Raw genomic sequence first — 23958 nt, 5'->3', positions numbered from 1 at the left:
TCTCATACAAGCCTGCTCTATATATGATTAGAAGCCCGGATAGCACCTAAACTACCCGGGCTCATATTTTTACATATTTAATTTATTGATGCAATAAATGTTCCTTCATTGCAGGCAGGAAGATAAACTGAATTAAACATCCTCTTATGCATATAATTATCAGCATCGGAAAGATTGAAATAATCATATACCGTAGGATTCTGATCATCCCAGGTGCAGTCGACATTGTAGTAATTATCTCCCAGTTTAATTATGTTCCATGCGTGCATTTCCCCTGCGGATCCAACACAGAGATATGTAGGGACTCCGAGCCTTTGCATCAGATACTGAAATGCCTTGGCATATCCGGCACAAACGGTATTATCACCCACGATTGCACTGTAAGCACTCTGATCAAGGGGATTATGCTTGTATGTCAGCTTGTCCGCCAGATAATTGTGTATATAAAGTTCCTTCTCATAATTATCGCTTAGACCTGATGCTCCTGCAACTATTGCATTAGCATTTGCCAAAAACTTCTGATTAGCCGTAGGTATATCCGGTATTCTGTCATAATAGCGGAGTCTTAATTTAAGTGCCACGCCGTTATAATCATACTCCTGATAAAAAGTAGTATCCAGCCAGAACAGTTCAGGATGATCAAATACTACGCTAAGAAGCACCATCTGCATCGTGTCCATCGATACCTGTTCAATGGGTCTGAAGGTAGTATTAAGCGCCAGGGTATTTGCATATATCTGTCTGTACAGAGCTTTCCCGGTATCATTTAACATATGATAATAGGGATAAAACTGTGTATCAAAAGTAAGCCCGTCTCCAAGTTGTCCATAATCCGCACTATTAATAGCCTGTTTTGCAAGACCAGGATCCGTAAGCTCAATTATTTCAGGATCAAAGGCTGCATAACTGCTTCTTCCAGCCGGAATCCCGGGTGTATAAGCAGGTGTTTGTTCCTGATTGTCCTGAGCTTTACTAAGCTCCTCAGCCTCTGAGTCTTCGTCCTCATCCTTAACTATAACCTTGATGCCTTTATCGCCGTTTCCTGTAACAGCATTTACAATAGCATTGGCAGTATTTGCCACATCCTCTACCGTGACATCCTGCTCAGCAGGGTTACTGACTTCTGTAGCTTCAAGCTCATTTATGGCATCTGACAGTCCGTTGACCGCGCTCGTTATCATGTCTCCCAGCGCTGTAGACGCATTGCTGCTTCCATCGACATCCACATCTTCAGAATTCTGTTTTCTTCCGTAAATGTAATCCCAATCCGGCACCTCGACATAATACTTTTTTGAATCGTCCTGTACCGGTGCTTCAACCTTATCCTCCGGTCTTATTAATTCATTAATCCACACGCCAATATCGGGATTGATGATACATGCAAGTATCGCAACAACCCCGGCAAAAATAAGCCCCAATATTCCGGATGCAATATTCTGTAATATTTTCATAATCACGTCCCTGTCCCCTCATCACTGAGGTATAACTGTTGTTCTTCCGTTAACAACAAAAGGGAGCACTAAGCCCCCTTCATAATTATTATAAAAAACTATTCTGTTTTTTGATATTAAATTATTCTAAAAAAAATCAAAATTCCGATAAAACATATGGGAATCGGATTCTTCTATACCAGGAAACAGCTTGGAATCAGATTCTGTTCTGTCATCACTTTACCTTCTTATAAAGATAGTACTTAAACTCTGCACCATCCCAGCCATAATCTTCTTTATCTATAAGTTCATAATGCTCGTTTATTGAATCCGGAATGTGATCTCGGGCGATGACATAGTCGATAAGCCCCTCTCTTATGTATCGCTCCTGCTCAAGATATGGATTATTCTCCGGTTCCGTGATATTAAGAGTTTGGGTCTGAAACCATCTGCAGTTTGGTACAATATCACAGAGTGTATAAAGCCCCGCATCAAGGCATCCCACATTTAAAAGTGTAGGATTCTCAGTTTCAAGGACCTTATCCCGAAATCTGTACATAAAATAGTCGTCTCTTTCAACCTTCATAAAAGGTATGTTCATCGAATTGGAATAAATAAACACCACTGAAACAATCATGCTCACTACTAAAAGCCCCGGACCTGCGAGACCTTTGGCAGATTTTTCCTGCTCATCCATCCTGCATAGCTTCACCAAAAGACTCCCTACAAGTGAAAAACCAAGGACCGCGAACACCGAAAGAGGGAGCGAATAGTAAGGAAGCTCTCTTCCTCCTCCAAAAAATCCTAAAAACATAAATACAAAGAGTACCGGAATATTGATTCGCGCCATCAGCATTTGCCCTTTTTCAGCCAGGGTATACAGAATTCCTACTATAATAAATAAAAAGTACTGCCAGTTATCACGGATGAGCCAGTACAGTATTTTTGCCATCTGATATACTCTGCCGGTGACTCCCGGATTTGCACTCTCAACATCTGTGTATACAAATACATTTACATAGACATATCCCCAATACCATTCCTGAAGGCCCCCCTGAACTCCAAAGTAAACAATCCAGGGAACAAATGGCAAAAACATGCCAAGAAGAAATACAAAACAAGCATTTATTCCTCTAATAAGCTCTTTATGTGCAAGGAATGAAAAGAACACCATCATCATCCATGCAAAGAAAAAGCCAAGACCTGTAAATTTGATATTTGCAATCAGTCCCGCAAGCATTCCTCCCAAGAATACATCCTTAAAGGACATGTTTTTTTCCGGATATTCATGCTTAAAATACCGAACAGAAAGGTACAATCCCCACACATAGCAGGGCAGAGATATTTCCTCAGCTGCTCCTCCCCACCAAAAGCTACGGGAGCAGACTATTACAGCAAAAATCATAACAGCCAGGGAAGACGGGATTATTTCACTATTTTTATTTATAAAAAGCTTTATGATTTTATAAAAACCGATTACATCAAGTATCCCCAGAATAATCTCCAGAACAAACACTCCCGCAAAGGTTGTGTGAGACAAAAGGTATGCTAGTCCATACAGAAAATACAGGTACATCCCTTTCTGATCAAAGACATCCCTGTAGGGCATTTTTCCGTTAAAAATAGCCTTACCCATAGAGAAATAGCTGTTTGCATCATCCCAGTTATTCAATGGATATAAGAAAGATGATCTGCTAGCCAGCATAAGACAAAGCAGAACTGATATTGACATATATATATATAATAAAAGCTTTCCTTTTTTTGACATTCTTCTTCTCCGCCAGGTATTTTTTCGCTTCAATTATAAAATATCCACACTAAAGCAACAACCCTGACGGGAGCCAGGTTTTAAACAACCTCCGGTAAAGCAGAATAGAGCCCCGATAAATACTGTGAGAAAGCCTTTTTTATATAAAGATTCCCTTCAAAACAGAAACATCCCGCACTGCGATGAGAAACACAAAACCACTTTGTGATGTTGTGGTCCCAAAGCCGTGCGGGATGCTCGTTACATTTACAGTCTTCCGTCCCTTGAGTCCAAATAAGTTTCCAAAAGATCGCGTTCTGCTAAAAACGAATAGACAATCAGCAGCTCATCTCTGAGTAAGTTTCTGGCCTTTTTCATATTAACCAGTTCATCCCTGATAAGCTTACAGCGCTCAGTTGTATGCATTGCCAATATAACAGCAGTGCTCTGACCTCCCCGCTTGTAGCATAAATCTTTGATTTTGTTGTACTCCATAAATATATATCCTTTCACACAAAACGGTTTATTGTTATATATTGATTTAACATACAATTTTGTGTAATAAAATTAACTATATATTTAATATTTATATATGCATAATAAACAAAAACTTAACAAAGCCTTAAAGCCGCTTATTTACTGATGTTTTGACAATTGTATATGCGTATCTTACTTTCGCGTATGCGCTATGGACAAGCCATTATTTTACGATCATAGCGGTTTCTCTGTCAGCAAATGCCTTTTCATCCTTTGCATGGAGGATATGCTTTCTTTTTATATTTTCCAGAGAAGGAAGGCAAATATTATCCTGAATAGTATCGTTTATTACCAGGCGCGAAAAACCCGCCAGATGGAGCTTGTTGTTAAAGAAAATTTTACCATATTTTTATTTTGTATTGTGCTACCGAGTCCACGCCCTCAATCCTGCAGGCAGCGGCTTTTCCGTCAGACTCTTCACTTAAGTCCGGCCACTCCTGAAGATAAATCTTCTGGTCCTCAAATAGCGGATAAATAACAGCTTTTGCTTCAAAGCTCTCCTCAAGAGATTCTGATGTCTCTGAACCGATAAATCTCTTTAATCCGATTTCCCAATCCTGTCCTGTGTAGAAACTATCTGCAATCAGTTCTCCATCATGTAAAGCATCCAGATCACCGCAGGATAGAAGTTCTCCCCTGTCTCCAGCATAATGAACATGAAGATATACTTCGTCGATGTCTTCATCAATATTTGTCACACTGATCTGATACTCACCTGCTGCCACACCTTCCGTGAGCTTTGTTTCAACAGGGTTGGTTAATTCATCCACATATCTGTAGTCTGCAAAATCCATACTGTCCACCATATAGGTGTCGCTTACATTCTCAGCATCGGCATGAATAAACCCTATCGGAGTCTCGTCAAGATCAGGCCAGACACGGAATGAAACCGTATGACCTGCACCATCCGACGGAATCTCTGCATAAATCTCATAACCATTGGGATTGCCGTTTTCAAGCACTCCTGATCTTCTTCTGTTCGTGGGTACTATCCTGTCAACTACAGCGTGCTCACATATAACAAGATGCTCCGCACCTCTGTCATCCTTGATCTTTACAGCATTTTCAGCTTCATAATCTGAAAGTATCACTATACTGATAAGTCCAAGATCCCCTTCAATCTCAAATGCAGCTGAATCTCTGTCATCAGTATAAAATACGTAAGCATTTTCTCTTCCCTTTTCATCATGAAGTATGCACAGAGGTGTCATATTAGCTCTTTTTAAAACAGCATCCTCACCTATCTGCATATTGAAAGGATAGAAGAAATAATCTCCGTTTTTGATATTTCTCTCTTCATATTCGGCAACAATATTTCCATCAGGATCATATGCCTTGAGGATTTCTTTATCGTGATCAGCCATGTTGCAGCGTCTTACGTAATTATTTACAAAAAGATATCCGCTGAACATCTCTTTACCGTTCACATCTTTTATCGCGCCTCTGACAGCTGTTCTAAGGTCAGTCATATCGTCAGGCTTATCGGGATTTCCCGGCTGTGGTATATATGGCATCTCACAGAGTCCTTCACCAAAATCCCTTGTAAACATCGCAAGTCTTCTGATTCTTCTGTAGGTCTCAGACATCTGGCCGTATTCTTTCAAAGGAGCATTAAAGTCATATGATAAAACCGGAAGGTCATTGGGATAGCCTGTTTCCCTGCTCTCCTGCAAAGTAGTCAGTTTACCCTCCGGATTTGTTCCGCCATGGTACATATAATATCCCAGGAGGTTGGCTCCGCTTCCCATTTTCACAAGGCTCATAGCCTCAGTATCCCTACCGGTGGCAATGCATCTTCTGTGATGTGTAACCTGTAGTCCTCCGCCAAGTTCAGCAGTAAGATATGGGAATTTGTCCATGTCAAAGGTAATGCCAGCGCCGATTCCGTGGTCAGAGCCTATGTTGTGATCATTTCTCTCTCTTGTGAAAATATAATTTCCGCTGGGCTCTATCTCAGTAGTTCTCTGATCCCAGGGTGCTTCACAATATCCCCCCATGACAGGAAGCATTCCGCCGGTAACTGCTCCTCCCCAGCCTGTAGCTGTGTAGATTGGAACATCAAAGCCTATCTCTTTTGCCATGTCACAGAGAGTCCTCATGTGAGCTTCTCCCTCTTCACCGCCAAAACCGCCACAATGTCCATACTCATTTTCAATCTGAACACCGATTATCGGTCCGCCATCTTTCAGAAAAAGCCCCTCTGCCTGCTCATAAATATGCTCATAAAAAATTCTGGCATGCTGAAGATACTCAGGTGCATTACTTCTCACTTCATACCCTTTCTCTTTTGCATCCTTCAAAAGCCAGTCAGGGAATCCTCCATTTCTAGCTTCACCATGAGCCCAGGGCCCAATTCTTAAGATACAGTTAAGGCCTACTCTTTTAACTGTCTGAAGAAATTTTCTTAAATTTCTGTCACCGCTAAAATCAAATTCACCACGAATTTCCTCATGATGAATCCATATTGTATACAGGGATACTATTGATACTCCGCCACTTTTCATCTTGCAAAGCTCTTCTTCCCAGTATCTGTTCCTATATCTTGAAAAGTGCATTTCACCCATAACCGGATAGAAAGGTGTTCCATCCACTGTAAGCGACATAGGTGTATAGGATAGTATATTTTTATTTGTCAGCATAAATGATTGCTCCTTATCAATCACATCTTGTAGAAAATCAAACCGACTCTCCTACAAGACAAGAAGTCATGATGCGATTTATGTAAACATAATCGCTTTATGACCTTTCCCCTGTCATCATATTAAAACTACGAAAGGGGAGCACTTACTTAGTGCTCTCCTTCATAATAACTTCGTAATCTTTAAGTTTTTGCTTCTCAACCTTTTCACCATCGATAAGACTCATAAGCATTCTTGTAGCAACCGCTCCAAGCTTTCTGTCATCAAAGTTCAGAGATGTGACTGGCACAATAGCATTTTCTATCATATGGCTGTTGTAAAACGAAGCCAGCCTTATATCCTCCGGAATACGTATTTTTAAAGTTCTGCAAATACTCATAATATATCCTGCAAGCTGATCGTCCATGCATATCACTCCATCGACCTTCTTGGCAGCAAGATGTTTTACTATTTCCGTAAGCTTCTGCTCATTGCCCTGATTAAGGAAAACCAGAGATTCGTCAACTTTTTTCCCTGCCTGCGCAAAAGCGCTCACAAAACCTTCATACCTTATTCTGGTAATCATATGATTTTGTGAACCGCCTATTAAAGCAAGCTTTGTCTGGCCCTTACCAATAAGAATTGAAGTAAGCTCTCTGCAGGCATCAAAGTGATCATTATCCACAGTGATAATATCATCGTCAAGAGATGCCCCTATAGCCACAAAAGGAATCTGACTCTTCTTAAGGTACTCTGCCGACTTGTCATCAATGAGCGTCCTGGTAAGGATTACTCCGTCAACCTTATGATTTTCGATGATTCTTTTCAGGTTTGTAATCTCATCTCCTGTTACCAGAGTTATAACAATATCATAATTGTAACCGCTTGTTACTTCACTCATACCAACGAGGCATCTTTGAAAGAACGGAAGATCCACAAGTGTGGTATCCCCGGGCCACACTACGCCTATATTGTAGGTCCGTCTTTGTGCAAGGCCCTTAGCGACTACATTAGGTCTGTAATTATTCTGTTCAATGTACTCAAGGACACGGCTTCTTGTGGCTTCTCCAATTCTTCCTTTCCCTGATATTGCACGGGATACGGTAGTCTTGGATACACCAAGAGCCGCCGCGACATCCTCGATAGTTATCTTTTCACCCATAATACCTCTCTGCGTGTTACTATGAGATTTTTGTAAAGTGCTCTGCTCTGGGATTCTCACTAGACTCGTTAATACCTCGTCAAGTGTTCACCCATGGCTCGCACTAAGCTCGTTAAATACCTCGCTAAGTGATCTGCTCTGGGATTCTCACTAGACTCGTTAATACCTCGTCAAGTGTTCACCCATGGCTCGCACTAAGCTCGAAAATACCTCGCTAAGTGCTCTGCTCAACCTTTAACCGCGCCGCCGGTTACACCTTCAACATAATATTTCTGAAGGAACATAAACAATAGTGTTACAGGGATTGCAATAAGTACTCCGCCTGCGCAGAATCGTGTAAAGTATCCCTGATAGTCATTGGTCTTAACCCATCTGAACATAGCAACCGCAACGTTATAGCTCTTGTCATGTCCAAATGCTACGTATGAAGCAAAAATGTAATCATTCCATGGTGCCATGAAAGCAACAAGTGCAGTGTAGATAATAATAGGCTTACTCATAGGAATGGTCATTGTGAAGAATATTCTTGCTCTTGAAGCACCGTCTATTCTTGCAGCTTCATCAAGGGCCTTGGGAATAGTGTCAAAATAACCCTTGCATACATAATATCCCATACCAGAACTTGCAACAGATACAAGGATCAATCCAGGAATAGCACCGGCCTGTGTAAGTCCAAACTGTTTAAGCAAAAAGTAAAGGCAGATCATTGTAAGGAATCCCGGGAACAGTCCAAGTATCAACCAGGATTTCATAAGCAGTGTTCTTCCTGCAAATCTCATTCTTGAAAGTGCATAGCTGACACACAAAATAACTATTGTCTGCAGCGCTGCTACAAAGAAGGCAATTATAACTGTATTTTTGTACCAAAGCAAGAAGTTTGTCTCGCCTGAAAACAAAAATTTATAGTTATCTAATGAAAACTGGTGGGGGATTATGTAACTCTCCATTCCTCCGGATTCAGTTGCAAAAGATCTAAAGCTCTGCAGCACAATTCCTACAAACGGGAACAGCCAGATTATGCTGATCAGTATAAGAAAAATATAAGCAAAGAAATTACCAATTCTCTGTTTGGATTTATATCCGGTTTTAATCATTGGAAGCCCTCCTCATCCTTAACTGACGGAAGTAATCCATATACTCCCAGTGCGAATATAGCAGTAACAATAAATACCATGATACCAATGACTGCTGCCATTCTATAGTTGGAATCATTTACAGTCATTTTATAAAGCCATGTAACCAGAAGGTCGGTTGTACCTGCATTACCGGCATAGCTCATGGTTCCGGGGCCACCTCCTGACAACAGATATATAACGCCGAAGTTATTCAGGTTACCTGTAAACTGAGTGAGAAGGAAAGGTCCTGTTACAAACAGCATGTATGGAAGCGTTATGCTCTTGAACATCTGCCATGCGCTTGCACCGTCTATTCTTGCACTCTCATACAAATCTTCAGGTATATTCATCAAAAGACCTGTAGCAATAAGCATCAGATAGGGAATACCGATCCAAATGTTTACCACTACGATCGTAACTCTCGCAAGCATAGGATTTGACCAAAACGGTATTGCACTTTGAATAAGTCCTACACGTTTAAGAAATCCGTTGATAATTCCATCATTAGCAAACATTTTAGCTACATACAAAAGTGATACAAACTGCGGAACAGCTATTGTCATAACAAGAATTGTTCTCCACAGCTTTTTAAATCTTATTCCCTTTTTATTAATAAGAATCGCTACTGCAAGTCCAAGAAAATAATCTATAAAGGTTGCCAGAAATGCCCAAACAAGCGTCCATGCCAAAACCTTGAAGAATGTGGGTCCAAGTCCCTCGCTTCCAAATGAAACAAGTTCTTTAAAGTTCTGAAGTCCTACCCATGTAAAAAGATTTGCCGGAGCCTGATGGTTATAATCGTAATTCGTGAACGCAATAAAGATCATGAATACGATGGGAAGCAATGTAAAAAGGAATATTCCGGTTACAGGAAGGAAAAGTAATGTTTTATCAAAATTCTTATCAAATAATGATCCAAATGTTTCCAGATTAGTGGGAAGCTTTTTGCCTGCTTTAAGTGTGAGCTCTTCCCTTCTGTTCTCCTCAACATTCAGCCTCCATAATGCAATAATTGCTATCACTGCAAAAATCGAAAGCACACCAAACAGAAGGATAAGGAAACTGTTGTCACCATAAACTGTTTTTCTTTTTACCTTATGTGTTGCTACCGTACCAAGTGTGGTGATTTTTGAAAGATATGTCCAACCAAAGCCTGTCATATACCAGATAAAAATTACCTCTGACAGCATCAAAGCCAGACCTACAAGAATCTGTCCTCTAAGAATAGGACCAAGTCCCATGATTATAAAAGAAAGCTTTGTCCTGATATCCCCCTCTTTAAATGTAAGCCCGATTTTTTTACAGTCATTTCCAAGTGCACTAAAAAAAGTGGCTATGTTATTCTTTTTCTCTTTTTTCGAGCCGTTTGCCATTTCCGGCCTCCCTTCCTATATCATCCTGAATCTAACAAGCTACAGGTGCTCTGTTCAAGCAAGCTCCACTAGATTCGAAAACACCTTACCAAGTGGACTTGCATGACTCGCACTAAGCTCGTGACATACCTCGCTAAGTGCTCTGTTCAAAAAGGGCCCGGGACGAAACAGTTCCCGAGCCCTTTAAGGTAGTATTACTTTTAGTTAAATAATCTTATATAGATTACTTTGCATATGACTCACATGTTGCCTGGAAGTCTTCAAGTGCCTTCCTAACAACATCCTCTGATGCGTCAGCTGCAATCTCACCTGAAATTACAGAATCACCAAGTGATGTAGCAAGACTCCAATAATCTCCAGGATACTGGCCCTGAGGAATAGCAAACTTGAGCTGTTCGCCAAGAGCTGCAAGAGCTTCATCAGCCTTAACTTCGTCTGCAGCCTGAGCCTTAAGGTTTGAAGGGCCCCAACCTACTGCATTGAATCTTGCAAGCTGTACTTCTTCACTTGAAAGGTAATCAGCAAGTGCATCACATACAGCAAGCTTGTTCTCATCTTCCTGAGGCTTTACACCAAGAAGCTTATATCCACCAAAGCCTGAAAGCTGGTAGTTCTTTCCATCTGAACCTGTGAATGTAGGAAGCTTTGCGCAAGCATAATTGTCACCAAACATTTCCTTAGCTGCTTCAGCATCCCATGTTCCATCAACGATTGCGCCGCAATCTGTTGCTGAAGAAACTGAAGAACCATTCTGGAATGCAGGTGAGTTAGCAAGCTCAATTATCTCATTAAGAGCAACTACACCTTCATCACTTGCATATGTAGAATTGCACTTTGTGAAGTTACCATCATTATCTGTATCATATGTAAGTTCAGCACCTGTTCCGAAGAAGAATGCTGTCTGATACCAACCTGAGTTGATTTCGAAATAGAAGTTCTTTCCTGCAGCTGCACACTGCTCAGCAATACCTTCAAGTGTAGAAGGATCTGTTACAACGCTCTTATCATAGTAAAGGAAGTATCCGTTATCAGCAGTAAGAGGATATGCATAAAGTGTGTCACCAACTGTAGCAGCTGTTACTGCACCGGCATCGTTATCTGCCTTAATCTTTTCAGCGTTTGAATCCTCAACAACTTCAAGAGCACCTGCTGAAACAAGACGTGCGATCTGATCCTGAGCGAAACCGAAAATATCAGCTCCTGCCTGTACGTCTGTTATCATGTTTCCGGCTGCATCGCCTTCACCTGTTGCCTCAACAACAGCTGTATAGCCTGAGAACTGAGGGTTCTTCTCAATAAACTTATCAAACTGTTCCTTTGTAAAATCAACTACATTATCAGCAACCCAGATTTTGATCTCTCCAGTACCATAATCTGTGTCATCTGCAGCAGCCTCTTCCTCAGCTGCATCTTCTGTAGTCTCTTCTTCAGCAGTTTCCTCTTCTGCTGCTTCTTCCGTTGTCTCCTCAGCTGCATCTTCTGCAGGAGCTTCTGTGCTCTCAGCAGTATCTGCTGCAGGCTCTGCATTTCCGCCGTTTGATCCACATCCGGCAAGCATTGAAGCGGCCATCGCTGTTGTCAACAATACTGATACCAATTTCTTTTTCATTTTCTTTCCTCCATGTATATACCTTCATAAGAAAAGGTTTGTTGTCCGCGCGCAAGATACCAAATTGCGCAATCGGTTGTTCTGAAAGTAATTGTAATTCTGTACCTTTTTATCGTCAATGGTGATTTTTTAACAAACGTAAAACGTTTTCCTTGGTGAAATTTACTAAATTTGTTTCCGGTAATGTATTGCTTGGTAAAAGCCTTGCGCAAACGGTTGCAACAGCTTAATTAAGCCTTTGGTAACGTTTCCGTTTTATTTTTTCAGTCAGTTAAGTTTTTCGTGCTTTTTAACCAAGTTTATGCGTATTCACTGCTTTCCTTTCAGCTTTCACCATTTCTTTGTAAAAGCAATACGACTCACCCCCGCTTATAGAAACCTGTCCCATTCTGTGCAACAATTCCAATAAGACATAGCTCTACCAAAGCATTCATCACCTCAGAAACTGTCATTTCCATGCCTCTTTCCACCATCTTCTCAAATATTGCCGCTGTTGTCTGAGGATAAAAATCCAGTTCCTTATATATACACTTTTGTGTCTCATTACAATTTAGCAGTTCCGCTTTTTCATTATTTTCAAATACAATGTTTTCGCACATTTCTCCGTTTTTTTCTTCCTCTTTTCCACATTTTTCATCTACTCCCGGTCTGTCGCTATGAATTTTTCTTCTAAGGTACTCCAGTATTTCCTCAGGTCCTGCTGCCATTCCTGCACCTTGTCTTATCAAAGAATTGCATCCATAGCTCAGCGAATCACATATTCTTCCGGGAACTGCAAAAACTTCCCTACCCTGTTCAAGTGCCATATCTACGGTAATAAGAGTCCCGCTTTTTTCTCGTGCCTCAATAACAAGTACAGCATCAGATAATCCACTTATTATCCTGTTTCGTGGTGGAAAATATTGTGGCTTCGGCTGAGTCCCCGGTAAATATTCTGATATAATCCCTCCGCTTTTTATAAGCGAATTATATAAAGCTCTGTTTTCCTCAGGATAACAAACGTCCACACCACTTCCGAGAATCCCGTATGATTCGCCACCTGCATAAATGGCTGCCTGCTGGGATATACCATCTATTCCCCTGGCCATTCCGCTTATTATCTGGATACCTGACAACGCAAGCTTGTCACCAAATAATTTAGCCGCATACTTACCATATTCCGAGCTGTTTCTGGCACCGATTATGGAAACAGAGGGCTTATTTTCATCAGGAAGGTTTCCCAGACAGTAAAGGGCAAATGGCGGGTCCGGAATGTCCTTTAGTCTGCGTGGATATTTGACATCAGAATAGTAATAGAAATCTATTCCCCTTCTGTAAAGATATTCATACTCCCCTTCTAAATCCCAGGTTTTCTGCATTCTTTCAAAAGCTTTATACTGCTTTGAAGTTATAAAATCTCTAAGCTCCTTTTCTGTAGCCTTTGCAATCTTACTGCAGCTTCCAAATTCATCAAGGAGCTTTAGTAAAGTCTTATTTCCCCATCCCGGAATATTGTGCAGCATGTAGGCATATACATTTTCAGTAGTCATGAAACACCTCTTTCCCCGGGAGTATGCATTTCCGATCTGCTCTTTATTCTCTCAGCAAAGCTTCCACCCCTGTCCCTAACTTTGTCAGAAAAACCCGGCTCTGCGCTTGACGCGGATTTTGAAAAATATTTGGAATCCATCATTCTATAGCATGCTGCTTCCGAAATGTGAGCTGTTTCAATTTTTTCACTCCCATCAAGATCAGCTATAGTTCTGGCAATTCTAAGGACCTTATGATATGCTCTGGCAGACAGATCCATTGTCATAAAAATCCTCTCCATCAGCCTCTGCTCCTGATTCCCGAGTTTGCAATACTTCTGGATCTGTGACGGAGTCATCTCCGAATTAAACCTTATGCCATCATTTTTAAAACGCTTTTGCTGTACACTTACAGCTCTCATAACTCTTTTTCTGATCTCTGCGCTTGTCTCATTGCACTGAGTGCCATGATTCAGCTCTGTCACATCTATCTTTGCCGCCTCTATGCATATGTCGATTCTATCCAGTATTGGTCCCGATATTCTGCCAAGATATTTGCTGATTTCAGATTCCGAGCACTTACACTTGTTAAGATCAGGATAATATCCACAGGGGCATGGATTCATAGCTCCCACCAGCAGCAGATCCGCAGGATATGAAAAGTTCCCACCGCTTCTTGCTATATGAACCTCCCGGTCCTCCAGAGGCTGTCTTAAAAGATTTAACGTATTTCTCTTAAACTCAGCCATCTCATCCAGGAACATGACGCCCCTGTGCGACAGAGATATAATCCCGGGGCGCGGTATGCTGCCACCGCCTGCAAGAGCAGCCTCAGTTATCGAATGATGAGGACTCATAAAAGGTCTTCTTGTTATCAGCGTCTCTCCCTTTTTAAGCATCCCCGCCACACTATATATCGATGACACTTCCAGTGCTTCATCTCTCGAAAGAGGGGGCATTATGGAAGGAATTCTTTTTGCCACCATGCTCTTTCCGGAACCCGGAGGGCCGATTATCAGAATATGATGGTAGCCCGCAGCAGCGATTTCCACAGCTCTCTTAACGGCAGATTGTCCGTTTATCTCTGAAAAATCCATACCCCTCAGGTAATTCTCAGTGCTCTCTTCATTGTCAAAAAGTGCATTGACATCCACAACGGTTGGAGCGATCAGATTATCTCTTTCGTCCCTTTCTGTCTTAAGATAAGCCACAACCTCTGAAAGTGAACTTACTCCAATGATTTTCATTCCCTGGACAACTGCGCCTTCTCTGGCATTATCGATTGGAAGAATACAGGTCTTAAATCCTTTACTGTGAGCATGGGCAACCATCGGAAGAATTCCGCTTACCGCCTTTACTTCTCCGTCAAGTCCCAATTCACCTATAACCAGGGTGTCCTTAAGGCTGTCGGAATCTATTTCTCCAATGGCTGTGAGTATTCCTACCGCTACCGGCAAATCCACAGCAATCCCCGCTTTTCTGATATCTGCAGGGGAAAGATTGACAGTTATTCTCATTGGAGGCAGCGCAAATCCGGCATTCTTTAAGGAAACTCTAACCCTCTCCGATGCCTCCCTGACTTCACCGCTGATAAAGCCAACCATGTTGAACATGGGAAGCCCATCAGAGGTGTCCACCTCCACCTGCATCAGATACGGCATTATGCCTTTTACCGCACCTGAAACCACAGTACTAAACATAACAAATACTCCTTTCGTAACGCATACGCGCATAAAAGGACTGCTTCTAAAAATACAAATTAAGGAAAATACGGAGAATCTCCGTAGGAAATTAAACATGCGTCGAAACGCAAAATTCATTATATCGTATCAGAATTATTTTGCAAGAAAATCTTTTTTAGTTGCTTTAGCAGCTTTATCCATCTTGCGCGAGTGCGCATCCATAGCAGAGCGCTTTTTATTTTGTAGGAAATTCATCTGAATTCCCCACAAAATAAACCCCCGGCTACAGGAAATATAAATCCTGCAAAGCCGGGAGTTAAATGTCTTATCTCAATATTTTGTTCTGCATGATATCAGGATCCTGTGCGTACTGGATTGCCTTTTCCCTTGATATCTTTCCGCTTCTGCACAGCTCAATTATCGCTTCATCCATCGTGATCATTCCAAGCTTTCTGTTGGTCTGCATGATAGTTATAAGCTGATGGGTCTTTCCTTCACGTATCATGTTTCTTACCGCAGAATTAACATGTAAAACCTCAAATGCAGCTGCTCTTCTTTCACCATCAGCGGTTGGTATCAGCTGCTGGGATATAACAGCCTCCAATACATTTGCAAGCTGAATTCTGATCTGTTGCTGCTGGTGCGGAGGGAAAACATCAATAATTCGGTCCACCGTACTGGCTGCGCCAATTGTATGCAGCGTCGATAATACAAGGTGTCCCGTCTCAGCTGCAGTTATGGCAGTGCTTATGGTCTCCAGATCTCGCATTTCACCCACAAGAATAACATCCGGATCCTCGCGAAGTGCTGCTCTTAGGGCATTGGCATAATTATCGCTGTCAAGACCAACCTCTCTCTGGTTAACTATCGATTTATTATGCTGATATAAAAACTCTATAGGATCTTCAAGGGTAATTATGTGGGCTTCTCTGTTATTGTTTATCATATCAATAACAGATGCCAGAGTAGTTGATTTTCCGGAACCTGTGGGTCCGGTAACCAGAACCAGCCCCCTCTGCCTCTGATACAGATTCACAACGGATTTGGGAATGCCAAGCGTTTCCGGATCAGGAATCGTCGTCTCCACCAGTCTTATCGCCATAGCGACAGAGCCTCTTTGTTTAAAAACATTTAACCTGAAACGGCCAAGTCCCATCACTGAAAATGACATATCATGCTGTCCGTTAGCTTCAAGAAGTTCCTTCTGCTTCAGGCTCATGATTGCATCTGCTATTTCCTGCGTATCCGCCGGAAGCATACGCTGATATCCCTCAAGCGCTATCAATTTTCCGTTAACACGCATCTTTGGCGGAATACCTACAGTGATGTGAACATCTGAAGCTCCGGCTTCTTTTGCAGTCTTTAGAATATCATCAATTCTGGACATTTTAATCACTCCTGTCTTGCATAGTCTTCTACTCTTATCATGTCGGTATGCAAAAAGGAAGTCAACGAACTGATAATGAAATAAAGATAAAATTTAAGTTAATTACTAAACTCTTTTGCCCTGACTATGAAGTACACAGTTAAAGTTATAGTTCCTGTTATGATCCAGGAAATCGGGTACACACGGAATAACTGTTCAAATGTGTGATGTGTCGGGATATACGTAAATACATAGATCAGTCTGAATACGCAGGTTCCAAATACCGATATCAACGCAGGAGCAAGTGAATGGTTCATTCCTCTCAAAGCTCCTCCGCTTATCTCATAGGATCCAATAAGGAAATGCAGAACAAACGCATTCATGATTCTCTTCATTGCGAAGCTGATAACATCCGCATCTGTTGTGAACAATGTAATAACCTGATATCTGAACAGTACCAGAACAAGTACTATTGCCGCAGAAATTCCTATTCCGCAGAGCATGCAGATCCTGAATACCTTTTTACAACGGTCAAACTTCCTTGCTCCATAGTTCTGACTGGTAAAAGTAACAGCTGACTGAGCAAACGCATTCATGGCACAGTAGGATACAAAATCAAAATTGGCAGCTGCTGTTCCACCGGCAATTGCATCTGCACCAAAGCTGTTTACGGCAGACTGAATAACAACGTTTGACAGTGAAAAAACTGCACCCTGCAATCCGGCAGGAAGACCTATCTGCATCATTCTGATAAGATATCTTCTCTTTATGCTGAGCTTTCTGAAGTCGAGTTTAAATGGCTCCTCTTCATTCATCAGGTAATACAAAATAAGTCCTGCGCTGAACATGTTGGAGAGAACAGTTGCAAGGGCAACACCCACCACATGCATGTGGAATCCAACAACAAATATCAGATTAAGTATGATATTTATTATTCCTGCGATTACCATGGCAAACAGGGGTCTTCTTGAATCCCCTTTACTTCTTAAAATCGCAGAACCGTAGTTGTAGATCATTATGGCAGGCATAGCAAAGAAATAGATTCTAAGATACAGTATTGCCAGGGACATAACGTTTTGCGGCGCCGCCATCAATATCAATATTGGCCTTGTTAAAAAGAAGCCTATGAATATCAGCGCACATCCCGCAACCAGTGAAATAGTTATTACCGTATGGACCGTATCACTTATCTGATCCTTATGCCCGCTTCCTATCTCCATTGCTATTACAGCATTTGCACCCACAGACAATCCCACAAAGAAACTGACTATAAGGGCAATAACTGAAGAATTGCTTCCTACCGCTGCCATAGCCTCGGCAGAAGCAAATCTTCCCACTACTGCCAGATCAGCTGCATTAAAAAGCTGCTGTAATATACTTGAAATTGCAAGCGGAAGTGCAAATATGACAATTTTATCCAAAAGACTTCCGTTCAACATATCATAATTATTGTTAGTTGATCTTACTGTTTTACTTTCCATAATAAATCCTCAAATATCTTGATTTACCTAACCGCAAGCATAGTAAACGTTAAAATATCTCTAGTGTAGCTGTTTAGCCACACTAAGTACTCTACTCAAAAATAAACTTAGCCATGCAGTAATTACTGAGGTCAAGGCCCCTTTCAGTCAGGTAAATATTTTCATTTTCAGTCTCCATAAGACCATCCGACACAAGACCGTCTATTACATCTCCATAGATATTTTCTATGTTTTCACCAAACCTGCTTTTGAATTCCGCCTTTGAAACTCCATTTACCATACGAAGTCCCAAAAACATAAATTCCTCCATTTTGGCCGTCTTATCAAGATTTTCTTCGTCTTCTCTGATTACTGAAATAATCGTTTTTCCGTTACATTTTACTTCGTCATTTAAGTTATTTTTATTAAGTTCATCCCCCGCTGCCTTTACCGGTTCAAAGGCAGAAAGATATTTTTGAAAGTCACCGGTGTTGTGAAATCTTTTATTATCCATAAGAGATGCTGCGCCAAGCCCAAAGCCTATATAATCTCCGCCCTGCCAGTATCTCTTGTTGTGAAGGCACTCTCTGTTATCAAGTGAATAATTGGATATCTCGTAGCGGTGATAACCATTCTGCTTAAGTATTTCCCTGGTCCTGTGGTACATTTCTCTTTCTGTATCTTCATCAGGAAGCGGTAAGATTTTTTTCATGGTGCCACATCTAACATCACTTATATCTCTCTGTGGCTTCCTACAGGAATCGCCATCCATATTATCACTTATGCTTTCCTGTGGCTTCCTACAGGAATCGCCATCCATATCATCGCCGTACATATCATAAAAAGGTGTACCCTCCTCTATGATAAGACTGTATGCCGAAATATGCTCCGGCTTAGGAGAAAGAGAGCAGACATAATTCAGGTTGTTCTCCCAATCTGTAAGGCTCTGCCCGGGAATTGCACTCATGAGATCAACATTTACATTATCAAAACCTGCTGCCCTGGCATTTTTATAGCAATCTTCAAATTGCTTAAGATCATGTATTCTGCCAAGCCGCCTAAGTTCATCATCCTTCGCGGATTGAAGTCCAATGCTGATTCTGTTAATCCCGGTTTCTCTGTATAATTTCAGAGACTCAAAATCTGCTGTTCCGGGATTGCATTCAATGGAAACTTCAGCATCACTTCTGATCTTGTATCTGTTTTTTAATAGTTCCATTGTCTTTACTATAAAATCAGCACTTACAGAAGTGGGGGTTCCGCCTCCAAAAAATATGGATACCACTTCATAGTCACTGCATTCCTCTGTTCCTATCTCAATCTCTTTGCTAAGAGCAGCAAAATAAAGCGCCTGCTGCGCCCTTCCCTCCGGAAAGGAAAGAAAGTCGCAGTAAAGGCACTTTTGTTTACAAAATGGTATATGTATATAAATACCCAGAGTTTTCATATATCACAAATAACTAATCAGTTACCCTCGTCAAGCTTAAGTACACTAAGGAAGGCCTGCTGTGGAATCTCCACGCTACCAATCTGACGCATCTTCTTTTTACCTTCCTTCTGCTTTTCAAGCAGCTTTCTCTTACGGCTGATATCACCGCCATAACACTTGGCAAGCACATCCTTGCGCATAGCTCTTACAGTTTCACGGGCTATGATTTTTCCTCCGATTGCTGCCTGGATAGGTATCTCGAAGAGGTGTCTCGGAATCTCTCCCTTAAGCTTCTCACACATCTTACGGCCTCGGTCATATGCACCATCCTTATGTACAATAAATGAAAGTGCATCAACCTGCTCGTGATTGATCAAAATGTCCAGCTTAACAAGCTCTGACTGCTCATAGCCTTTTATCTCATAATCAAAGGATGCATAACCTCTTGATCTGGATTTCAAAGCGTCAAAGAAATCATAGATTATTTCGTTAAGCGGAAGCTCATACTTAAGTACCGCTCTTGTAGCCTCTATATACTCAGTACTTATATACTTGCCGCGTCTCTCCTGGCAAAGCTGCATTATTGATCCCACATATTCTGTAGTCACCATGATCTCGCCATTTACTATAGGCTCCTCCATGTAATCAATTTCTGCAGGATCAGGAAGATTAGCAGGATTGGTAAGATCAAATACAGTGCCGTCAGTCTTGTGAACCTTGTATACTACGCCGGGAGCTGTTGTTACAAGGTCAAGATTGTACTCTCTTTCCAGTCTCTCCTGGATTACCTCAAGATGTAAAAGTCCCAGAAATCCCGCACGGAATCCGAATCCCAGAGCCTGAGATGTCTCCGGTTCATAGAAAAGTGAAGCATCATTAAGCTGAAGCTTTTCAAGGGCATCGCGAAGCTCCGGATATTTGGCTGTATCCGCAGGATAAAGTCCGCAGTAAACCATAGGCATTACCTTCTTATATCCGGGAAGAGCCTCTTCACAAGGATCATCAGCGCTGGTAACAGTATCACCAACTCTGGCATCCTGGATATTTTTAATTGAGGCTGTAAAATATCCCACGCTTCCCGCCACAAGCTCATCGCAGGGTATAAATTGTCCGGGGCCAAAATATCCGACCTCAACAACCTCCCAGGATGCTCCTGACGCCATACATTTCGCGGTCATTCCCTTTTTGAGAACACCATCTCTTACTCTTACAAATACGATAACTCCGCGATAAGAATCATATACTGAATCAAAAATAAGCGCCTTAAGCGGCTTAGAAGAATCTCCGGTTGGAGCCGGGATTCTGTGAACTACAGATTCAAGCACATCCTCAATTCCAGTTCCGAGTTTTGCTGAAACAAGCGGAGCGTCATGAGCCTCAATGCCTATAACATCCTCTATTTCTTCCTTGACTTCATCCGGTCTTGCACTTGGAAGATCAATTTTATTGATTACCGGAAAAACATCCAGGTCATGGTCCAGGGCAAGATACACATTGGCAAGAGTCTGAGCCTCAACTCCCTGAGTAGCATCAACGACAAGAATTGCACCGTCACAAGCTGCAAGGCTTCTTGAAACCTCATAGCCAAAGTCAACGTGACCGGGTGTATCTATCATATTGAATACATACTCTTCTCCGTCTTTTGCCTTATAAATCATTCGCACAGCCTGAGATTTGATGGTAATACCTCTCTCACGCTCTATGTCCATGTTATCCAGCACCTGATTCTGCATCTCTCTGCTGGTAAGAACTCCCGTAGTCTCTATCATACGGTCAGCCAGTGTAGACTTTCCATGGTCAATATGCGCTACTATGCAAAAATTCCTAACTTTACTCTGATCAAATTCTGACATAATACTCCAAATTCCATTCTGATAATTGTCAAAAGCCATTATATGGCAGACTTCCTGCATGTACTTTCCTATTTGCATTCTAGAAGTCACGTGTTATCATAACATAATTACTGTGTTATTCACAATGGCATTACTGATAACACGCCACCTAATTTTTTAAATCACTTGACATTGCAACAACAAATGTATAAAATATCATGGTGTATGTGGCATTGACTGTCCGTGTCCGGTTTCATAGCCATATAACTTAGATGACAATTAAAACTTTTAGTAATATTTATGGAGGAAGTTATGGCTAATATCAAATCTGCCAAGAAGAGAATTCTTACAAATCAGAAAAAGGCTGCTAGAAATCAGGCTATCAAGTCTGCTGTAAAGACAGAGATCAAGAAGGTTAGAACAGCTGTTGAGGCTGGTAACAAGGAAGAGGCTGCTAAGGCACTTCTTGCTGCTACATCAGCAATCGATAAGGCTGAGTCAAAGGGCGTATTCAAGAAGAATACAGCTTCAAGAAAAGTTTCTCGTCTTGCTCAGGCTGTTAACAAGATTCAGTAATTTAAAATAAATAATATTAAAATACCTCAGATATCTTCTCACCGATATCTGAGGTATTTTTTATTACTTTTGTTTTGTACGGTTTTTGTTTTTCTGAAGAAAAACAACAACCTAAACATTAGGATTTGAAAAATCTATAACAGGATTTTTGGGCTCTGATGTATGCTCAAGCTCAACAACATTAAGCAGCGCTCCTACTCCCTCATACTCAGGAACAAGGGCTTTTCTTACTTCAGCCGTGATATTTATCCATTCTTTTTCCTTAAGCTCTGAAGCCTTGTCATATTCACACTTAAATCCCAAAAATTGCATATCCTCTGCACAACAGGTCATAGCCATTCTTCCCGGAACAAATGCATTGTCCGCCATATCAAAAGGCTTTGCGACCATAGCTGTAAATTTAACTTTCTTACCATCATAGCGATCTACATGCTCAAGGGCATCAAGATAAAACATGCCATATCCAAAGTTATTAAGTTCAATTGGATCCTGATTAAGATCAAATGGCAGGTCCTCATCAAGAGTAACATCAACTTCTCCATTCATGTCCTCAAAAATAATATCTGCCTTCTGATTGATAGCCTTAACATTTCTCTTGAAGGTAGCAAGATCCTCGATTCCATCACATCTGTTGAACAGAATAAGTTCTGAATTTCTAAGTTGTTCTGAAAGCAATGATTTCATATTAGTGAAATACAGCTCAAAGCTTGATGCATCAATTATTGTAATCTGCTGCTCAAGTCTCCAGGCCTTCGGAATACGGAAATTCTTAAAATTCCACATGCCATTATATTCAATAAGCACTCTTTCAGGATCGTATTTTGCTTCAAGAGCCATAAGAGTTGCAGGAGTAAAATCCTCTTCATCTTCTATTTTTTCTAAAATGGTATTTGTAGCAGCAAGGAATTTCTCATCATATTCATTCTCACCGTCTTCACATACGATAAGCAGAGTTTCACCTTTGGTCTTAAAGTATGGCTGCTGCAGTGTATACTTAAAGAAATCTGTCTTGCCACTGTCAAGAAATCCATTTATTACATATACTGGTTTCATTTTCTTTTCTCTTTTCCTTCCAAACATTAAATCTAAGCAGACTCCTTCCAAATGTCCAAATCCCCCGCTGATAAAGCGGGGGATATTAGATTTATCATCGAAACAATACTACTCTTATACAGTTTTTCTACGGAACAATTTTTCAAGATTGTCCTGATTGAGCTCAGCGCCTATTACACAGAATTTACCTGTAACATCAGCTGCACCATCTCTCACAACAGGTTCACCGGGAACATAGTCAAATTCAATCCATCCGCCGTTCTCATTGGGAACCATTCCTTTTGCACGAAGTACAACACCGAAGTTCTCCTCTTCTTCGAGTCTTGAAAGCATTGCTTCAATCTCTTCCTTGTTATACTTAGCAGGAGTTTCCATTCCCCAGCTGGTGAAAATATCATCAGCATCGTGGTGGTGATGGTGATGCTCGTGATCATGGTCATGATGATGCTCATGCTCATGCTCGTGCTCATCATGATCGTGATGATGCTCATGCTCGTGTTCATGCTCATCATGATCGTGATGATGCTCATGCTCGTGCTCATGCTCATCATGATCGTGATGATGCTCATGCTCGTGATCGTGCTCATCATGATCGTGATGGTGCTCATGCTCGTGCTCATGCTCATCATGATCGTGATGATGCTCATGCTCGTGATCGTGCTCATCATGGTCGTGATGGTGTTCATGGTCATGTTCATCCTCGTCATGATCATGCTTATGTGCTCTGTAAACAGTTACGCCTTCTTCATCAGTAAATTTCTCTGAACCATGATCGTGATGATGATGATGCTCATCAGCCTTCTGTGCAAGAACTTCCTTTAAGAGCTCAGCCTCAAGGTCATGATTGCCCTCGAAGGTATCAAGTATTTCCTTACCATCAAGCTGATCCAAAGGTGTTGTGATGATTGTAGCCTTAGGATTATGCTGACGGATAAGTTCTACAGCAGCCTCAATCTTAGCAGAATCTGCCTTATCTGTTCTTGTAAGAAGAATGGTTCCTGCATTTTCAATCTGGTTTGTAAAAAATTCGCCAAAGTTTTTGATGTAAATCTTAGCCTTGCTGACATCAACAACTGTTACTGCGCTGTTCATGGAAAGCTCATCCTCACCATCAGCTACATTCTGGATAGCGCGCATAACATCTGAAAGCTTACCTACGCCTGAAGGCTCAATCAGAATTCTCTCAGGAGAATATGTATCCATTACTTCCTTAAGGGATGTTCCAAAATCTCCCACAAGAGAACAGCAGATACATCCTGAATTCATCTCTCTGATATCAATGCCTGACTCCTTTAAGAAGCCACCATCAATTCCGATTTCGCCAAATTCATTTTCGATAAGTACTGTTTTAGTACCTGCAAGCGCTTCCTTCAGAAGTTTTTTTATAAGTGTCGTCTTCCCTGCGCCAAGGAAGCCGGATATAATGTCAATCTTTGTCATCTTAATCACACTCCGTTCTTT

At 41.3% G+C, this 23958-nt stretch carries 17 protein-coding genes; 1 reads left to right on the top strand and 16 read right to left on the bottom strand.

Annotated features, from left to right (window positions below):
- Positions 1-77 precede the first annotated feature (77 nt).
- From T501_RS11825 to lepA, 14 genes are all read right to left on the bottom strand, one after another.
- On the bottom strand, positions 78-1451 hold the full coding sequence (locus tag T501_RS11825) for a transglutaminase domain-containing protein (RefSeq protein ID WP_044915009.1): 1374 nt from the start codon (positions 1449-1451) through the stop codon (positions 78-80).
- Positions 1452-1665: 214 nt separating this feature from the next.
- The gene (locus T501_RS11820) at positions 1666-3198 is read right to left on the bottom strand and encodes a hypothetical protein (protein WP_044915007.1); all 1533 of its coding nucleotides are present in this window, start codon (positions 3196-3198) and stop codon (positions 1666-1668) included.
- 246 nt (positions 3199-3444) lie between these two features.
- Positions 3445-3672 carry a hypothetical protein gene (locus tag T501_RS11815; RefSeq protein WP_026510497.1) on the bottom strand — a complete coding sequence of 76 codons (228 nt, stop codon included), beginning with the start codon at positions 3670-3672 and terminating at the stop codon, positions 3445-3447.
- Between the two features lie 380 nt (positions 3673-4052).
- Positions 4053-6353, bottom strand: coding sequence for a beta-galactosidase (locus tag T501_RS11810; RefSeq protein ID WP_044915005.1), 2301 nt, complete (start codon positions 6351-6353; stop codon positions 4053-4055).
- Between the two features lie 145 nt (positions 6354-6498).
- Positions 6499-7494 carry a LacI family DNA-binding transcriptional regulator gene (locus T501_RS11805; protein WP_044915003.1) on the bottom strand — a complete coding sequence of 332 codons (996 nt, stop codon included), beginning with the start codon at positions 7492-7494 and terminating at the stop codon, positions 6499-6501.
- 227 nt (positions 7495-7721) lie between these two features.
- Entirely contained in the window at positions 7722-8588 is an 867-nt protein-coding gene (locus T501_RS11800; protein WP_026510493.1) for a sugar ABC transporter permease, read from the bottom strand.
- Complete coding sequence (locus tag T501_RS11795; protein WP_026510492.1) at positions 8585-9982, bottom strand: carbohydrate ABC transporter permease; 1398 nt, start codon at positions 9980-9982, stop codon at positions 8585-8587. The genes T501_RS11800 and T501_RS11795 overlap by 4 nt, the downstream gene beginning before the upstream one ends.
- Before the next feature lie 223 nt (positions 9983-10205).
- Positions 10206-11591 carry an extracellular solute-binding protein gene (locus T501_RS11790; protein WP_044915001.1) on the bottom strand — a complete coding sequence of 462 codons (1386 nt, stop codon included), beginning with the start codon at positions 11589-11591 and terminating at the stop codon, positions 10206-10208.
- Positions 11592-11950: 359 nt separating this feature from the next.
- Positions 11951-13120 (bottom strand): DNA-processing protein DprA, encoded by a 1170-nt coding sequence (gene dprA / locus T501_RS11785; RefSeq protein WP_050008285.1) that lies wholly within the window; start codon positions 13118-13120, stop codon positions 11951-11953.
- The gene (locus T501_RS11780) at positions 13117-14799 is read right to left on the bottom strand and encodes a YifB family Mg chelatase-like AAA ATPase (protein WP_081843141.1); all 1683 of its coding nucleotides are present in this window, start codon (positions 14797-14799) and stop codon (positions 13117-13119) included. The genes dprA and T501_RS11780 overlap by 4 nt, the downstream gene beginning before the upstream one ends.
- A 307-nt stretch (positions 14800-15106) precedes the next feature.
- The gene (locus T501_RS11775) at positions 15107-16168 is read right to left on the bottom strand and encodes a type IV pilus twitching motility protein PilT (protein WP_026510490.1); all 1062 of its coding nucleotides are present in this window, start codon (positions 16166-16168) and stop codon (positions 15107-15109) included.
- 98 nt (positions 16169-16266) lie between these two features.
- The gene (locus T501_RS11770) at positions 16267-17628 is read right to left on the bottom strand and encodes an MATE family efflux transporter (protein ID WP_050008284.1); all 1362 of its coding nucleotides are present in this window, start codon (positions 17626-17628) and stop codon (positions 16267-16269) included.
- Positions 17629-17719: 91 nt separating this feature from the next.
- A complete protein-coding gene (locus T501_RS11765; RefSeq protein WP_044914999.1) occupies positions 17720-19054 on the bottom strand; it encodes a coproporphyrinogen-III oxidase family protein in 1335 nt (444 codons plus the stop codon).
- 17 nt (positions 19055-19071) lie between these two features.
- Complete coding sequence (gene lepA, locus T501_RS11760; protein ID WP_026510487.1) at positions 19072-20889, bottom strand: translation elongation factor 4; 1818 nt, start codon at positions 20887-20889, stop codon at positions 19072-19074.
- A gap of 291 nt (positions 20890-21180) precedes the next feature.
- On the opposite strand from lepA, the gene rpsT reads away from it, so the two are divergent.
- Positions 21181-21444: a 30S ribosomal protein S20 gene (gene rpsT / locus T501_RS11755; RefSeq protein ID WP_026510486.1), complete on the top strand. Its 264-nt coding sequence runs from the start codon at positions 21181-21183 to the stop codon at positions 21442-21444.
- 111 nt (positions 21445-21555) lie between these two features.
- Here rpsT and T501_RS11750 read toward each other — a convergent pair whose 3' ends face one another.
- Entirely contained in the window at positions 21556-22497 is a 942-nt protein-coding gene (locus T501_RS11750; RefSeq protein WP_026510485.1) for a TIGR03943 family putative permease subunit, read from the bottom strand.
- A gap of 114 nt (positions 22498-22611) precedes the next feature.
- A complete protein-coding gene (locus tag T501_RS11745; RefSeq protein WP_044914996.1) occupies positions 22612-23937 on the bottom strand; it encodes a CobW family GTP-binding protein in 1326 nt (441 codons plus the stop codon).
- Between the last annotated feature and the right edge of the window lie 21 nt (positions 23938-23958).

This window comes from Butyrivibrio sp. WCE2006 (genome assembly GCF_000701985.1).
In the GTDB taxonomy this organism is placed as follows: Bacteria; Bacillota; Clostridia; order Lachnospirales; family Lachnospiraceae; genus Butyrivibrio.
The sequence above is the reverse complement of the archived record's forward strand: the minus strand, read 5'-3'. Positions and strand labels throughout refer to the sequence as shown.

Bases quoted from the DNA above. Each gene is read 5' to 3' on its own strand.
- lepA (WP_026510487.1), bottom strand. From the start codon at position 20,889: ATGTCAGAATTTGATCAGAGTAAAGTTAGGAATTTTTGCATAGTAGCG.
- T501_RS11750 (WP_026510485.1), bottom strand. From the start codon at position 22,497: ATGAAACCAGTATATGTAATAAATGGATTTCTTGACAGTGGCAAGACA.
- T501_RS11745 (WP_044914996.1), bottom strand. From the start codon at position 23,937: ATGACAAAGATTGACATTATATCCGGCTTCCTTGGCGCAGGGAAGACG.
- T501_RS11800 (WP_026510493.1), bottom strand. From the start codon at position 8,588: ATGATTAAAACCGGATATAAATCCAAACAGAGAATTGGTAATTTCTTT.
- T501_RS11820 (WP_044915007.1), bottom strand. From the start codon at position 3,198: ATGTCAAAAAAAGGAAAGCTTTTATTATATATATATATGTCAATATCA.
- T501_RS11815 (WP_026510497.1), bottom strand. From the start codon at position 3,672: ATGGAGTACAACAAAATCAAAGATTTATGCTACAAGCGGGGAGGTCAG.
- T501_RS11795 (WP_026510492.1), bottom strand. From the start codon at position 9,982: ATGGCAAACGGCTCGAAAAAAGAGAAAAAGAATAACATAGCCACTTTT.
- T501_RS11780 (WP_081843141.1), bottom strand. From the start codon at position 14,799: ATGTTTAGTACTGTGGTTTCAGGTGCGGTAAAAGGCATAATGCCGTAT.
- dprA (WP_050008285.1), bottom strand. From the start codon at position 13,120: ATGACTACTGAAAATGTATATGCCTACATGCTGCACAATATTCCGGGA.
- T501_RS11805 (WP_044915003.1), bottom strand. From the start codon at position 7,494: ATGGGTGAAAAGATAACTATCGAGGATGTCGCGGCGGCTCTTGGTGTA.
- T501_RS11765 (WP_044914999.1), bottom strand. From the start codon at position 19,054: ATGAAAACTCTGGGTATTTATATACATATACCATTTTGTAAACAAAAG.
- T501_RS11825 (WP_044915009.1), bottom strand. From the start codon at position 1,451: ATGAAAATATTACAGAATATTGCATCCGGAATATTGGGGCTTATTTTT.
- T501_RS11790 (WP_044915001.1), bottom strand. From the start codon at position 11,591: ATGAAAAAGAAATTGGTATCAGTATTGTTGACAACAGCGATGGCCGCT.
- T501_RS11775 (WP_026510490.1), bottom strand. From the start codon at position 16,168: ATGTCCAGAATTGATGATATTCTAAAGACTGCAAAAGAAGCCGGAGCT.
- T501_RS11810 (WP_044915005.1), bottom strand. From the start codon at position 6,353: ATGCTGACAAATAAAAATATACTATCCTATACACCTATGTCGCTTACA.
- rpsT (WP_026510486.1), top strand. From the start codon at position 21,181: ATGGCTAATATCAAATCTGCCAAGAAGAGAATTCTTACAAATCAGAAA.
- T501_RS11770 (WP_050008284.1), bottom strand. From the start codon at position 17,628: ATGGAAAGTAAAACAGTAAGATCAACTAACAATAATTATGATATGTTG.